At 71.9% G+C, this 3,425-nt stretch carries 4 protein-coding genes; all 4 read right to left on the bottom strand.

Annotated elements, in window-relative coordinates; genetic code table 11:
* Window positions 1-394 (bottom strand): methylmalonyl-CoA mutase family protein (locus tag K377_RS40695; protein ID WP_237552028.1); only part of this gene is annotated, 394 nt, incomplete at its 3' end.
* A gap of 273 nt (window positions 395-667) precedes the next feature.
* Window positions 668-1,639, bottom strand: a complete 972-nt coding sequence (locus tag K377_RS40690; RefSeq protein ID WP_258395320.1) for an NAD(P)-dependent oxidoreductase — start codon at window positions 1,637-1,639, stop codon at window positions 668-670.
* Between the two features lie 7 nt (window positions 1,640-1,646).
* Entirely contained in the window at window positions 1,647-2,531 is an 885-nt protein-coding gene (locus tag K377_RS40685; protein ID WP_111668670.1) for a ScbA/BarX family gamma-butyrolactone biosynthesis protein, read from the bottom strand.
* 455 nt (window positions 2,532-2,986) lie between these two features.
* The coding region (locus tag K377_RS40680) for an SDR family oxidoreductase (protein WP_146614864.1) at window positions 2,987-3,425 on the bottom strand (439 nt) is incomplete at its 5' end.

The raw sequence follows: 3,425 nt of genomic DNA, 5'->3' as shown, positions 1-3,425 counted from the left end.
GGTCGCCGGTCCTGCCGTTGCGGAGCGCGCCGCTCAACCGGTCGGCGGCCACGCCTTGTTCCTCCGCCACCAGGTGGTAGAGGACCAGCAGCGGCGCGGCCGGGGCGTCGACGGTCATCGAGGTGGAGACGCCGCCGAGCGGGATGCCGCCGAACAGGACGCGCATGTCGTCGATCGAGTCGATCGCGACGCCGTCCCTGCCGACCTCACCGCAGGCGATCGGGTCGTCGCTGTCGTGGCCGAGCCGTGTGGGCAGGTCGAAGGTGACCGACAGCCAGGTCGCCCCGTTCGCGATCAGTCGCCGGTACCGGGCGTTGGCCTCCGTCGCGGTGCCGCAGCCCGCGTGCACCGGCCCCCTGGGCGACGTCGCCGTGCCGATGCCGCTGTGCTCCATGGCTCACCGCCCCCGGGGCGCGCGGCAGGGCGTGGGGTCCGCGTACCGGCTCGACTCCCCTTCCACGCGCCGACTTCGTCCGTGAGGTGCCGCTGTCGCGCCGGGGGCGGTGTTTTCCACGGTCATAGGCGTCGGCTCCTGTCGGTGCTGGTCCGCGACGACGAGCGGTCGGGCCGGCGGACGCGTGGTGCGGTACAGGCTCTCAAACGCTCGGGAGGCTACTCAGGACGGCTGGAGGGACGGCTGAGCGCGGGCGGAGCGCGCCCGGGACCGTCAACTCCCGTACCGCAGGTACCAGTCGCGGCTCTCGGCCAGGCGCGGTTCGAGACCGGGGCCCGGGTGCTGTCCGGTCCGGGCCCACAGCTTGTCCGCGTCGTACCAGTGGTCCTCGGTGAGCAGGGCGTACTGGTGGTCGGAGAGCGCGGGCAGGGCGCGGCGGATCCGCGCCCGGTGCTCGTCGCGGGAGACCGTGACCGACGGCAGGGGCGTGCCGAGGATGCGGTGCAGTGCCGACTTGAGCCGGCTCATGGGCACCGGCCGCGGGTCCGCCGCGTGGAAGATCTCCGGTCCGTGCACCGCTCCCGGGTCGAGGGCCAGGGAGACCACGCAGCGGGCCAGGTCGCGGACCGCGATCATCGAGATGTGCGGGTCGCAGTCCGCCGGCCAGGCCGGGACGCTCCGCAGCAGCCGGTCGATGGCCGGCACGACCCACCGGTCTCCGTCGCCATGGACGAGATGCGGCCGCAGCACGGCTCCGCCCGCGTCGAGGACCGCCTGCTCGGCCCGCATCCGGGAGGCGCTCGCCGCGGACTCGGGCCGCAGGGGCAGGTCCTCCTCGCGGGCGCCGCGGTGGGGTCCGCCGCCGTACACCGAGGCGGTGCTGACATGGACGACGCGGGCGACTCCGGCCCGTCGCGCCTCGTCGAGCAGGGCCAGGGTGCCGTCGTGGTTGACGGCCGTGCAGCGCTCGGCGTCCCGTCCGACGTACGAGACGGTGTGCACCAGGGTCGTGACGCCGTCGCAGGCTCCCCGCAGGCTGTCCCGGCAGGTCAGGTCGGCGCGGACGTGCCGGACGGGGGAGCCCGCGGGAGGGGTCGTCCCGCCGCGGGAGGACAGCACCCGCACACCGGTGCCGGTACGGGCTTGGAGCTCGCGGACGACGGCGCGTCCGATGAAGCCCGTGCCTCCCGCGACGAGGACCGTGTCCGTGCCGGCCGGGGCGGTCGCGGTGGTCACCGTGGTCACGTGCGGCTCAGTTCTCCGTGCCGGTGACCAGGGCGACCCGGCAGGAGCCGACCTCGGTGCCGCTCTGGTGGAAGTGGATGGTGATCCAGCTGCGGCCCGCGGAGTCGCGCTCGGGGGCATCGGCCGTCACCAGGCACGGGACGTGGAACTCGACGTAGCGCCGGAAGTTCGCCTCGCAGGCGACCAGGAGCGCCTGGGGGGCCCGCAGGGCCAGCAGTGCCATCTGCCGTGCGGCTTCCATCAGGACCATGCCGGAGACGTGGTCGACCGGGTGGTCGAACAGGACGGGGTGCTCCGGATCGATGCGCAGCGGCAGCACTCCGTCGGCCACGGAGGTGCCGAGCACGACGTCGAACTCGCAGTCCCTGCCGACGAGCCGGGGATCGACGGACTGGACCGCGGGGCGCGAGGCGCGCGCTCCGACGCGGTCGCCGCGCAGCCGTTCGTAGACGGCCGGAGAGACGCACTGGCCCTTCAGGTGGCCCACGCCCACGCGCTCGCCGTCGCGGAGGGCGACGACGTCGTATCCGTAGGAACTGACGTTGCCCGCGCGGAGTTTGACCTCGGCCAGGCTCATGTCGAGGACGACGTGGGCGGGCCGGCCGGGGCGCGACAGCCGGACTCCGGCCTCGTCCACCTGGAAGGAGGTGCGCGTGGTGAGGAACTGGTGCGTCATGGGGACGTGCAGGGCCTCGTGGGCAAGCAGCAGGCACGACTGGCGAATCGATTCAGCGAAGAGCATCGGGTCGTGCCACGTGTCGGCGACGGCCCCGTAGTAGCCGTGCCCCCGGGACCACTGGGCGCCGAGCCGGTACGACGTGCCTTCCGTGCTCCGCCACCCGGTCACGAGGACCTCGGAGACCGCGGCCCGGTGCACCAGGCTGCGCGGCACGGTCTGTTCGAAGAGTTCGGTGTCGCGGTCCAGACCTACCCGGCAACTCGGACGGTCGGTTTGTATCAGAGCACCCACCTTGAACCCCCTGGCTGAGACGTCGATCTGAAGAAAACGCGTCCTGAGCAGAACAAATGGCGAGCAACGAGGCCCCAAGTGCAGCGCGAAGCAGCTAGAGAATACCAGTCGACTGGTTTTTTTCTGTTAGCCGGAGGCAAATTGGGTACCCGATGGGGTCGGGAATCCGCGGGACGGTGCGCGGCCGCCCCGGCCCCGAGCCGGACCCGGGCGGGTGAATGCCGAAGTGAGGGGCCACGTGGCGTGCCGCCGTCGCCCCGACGTCACCGGCGGGCCTTCGCACTTTCATCTCGCCGCACGGAAAGTTTCGCGTCAAAAAGTGTGCGGGACGGGCCGGTTGACGCCCTCTCAGCCAGGGGCCGGCAGGCCGCCTCGCGTCACAGCCGGGAGCCGCCGGAGGCGTCGATGCACTGTCCGGTGATCCACCGCGACGCGTCCGACGCCAGGAACAGGACGATGTCGGCCACGTCCTCGGGCTGCCCCAGCCGGTTGAAGACGGACCATGCGGCCAGTTCGTCCGTGGCCTTCGCGTGGAGCCGCTTCCCGGCGTTCATGTCGGTCTCGACGAACCCGGGGCGCACCGCGTTCACGGTGATGTTCCGTTGCCCCATCTCCTTGGCGAGGGCCAGGGTGAAGGTGTCCACGGCGCCCTTGCTCATCGAGTACACGAGGGACTCGGGGTAGGCCAGCCGCGTCGCGGCCGACGACACGTTGATGATGCGGCCGCCGTCGTGGATGCGCTTGACCGCCTGCTGCGCCACGAAGACCAGCGACTTGGTGTTCACCGCGAAGATCCGGTCGAAGAGCTCCGGTGTC

This window comes from Streptomyces sp. PsTaAH-137 (assembly GCF_003259365.1).
Classification (GTDB): domain Bacteria; phylum Actinomycetota; class Actinomycetes; order Streptomycetales; family Streptomycetaceae; genus Streptomyces.
The sequence above is the reverse complement of the archived record's forward strand: the minus strand, read 5'-3'. Positions and strand labels throughout refer to the sequence as shown.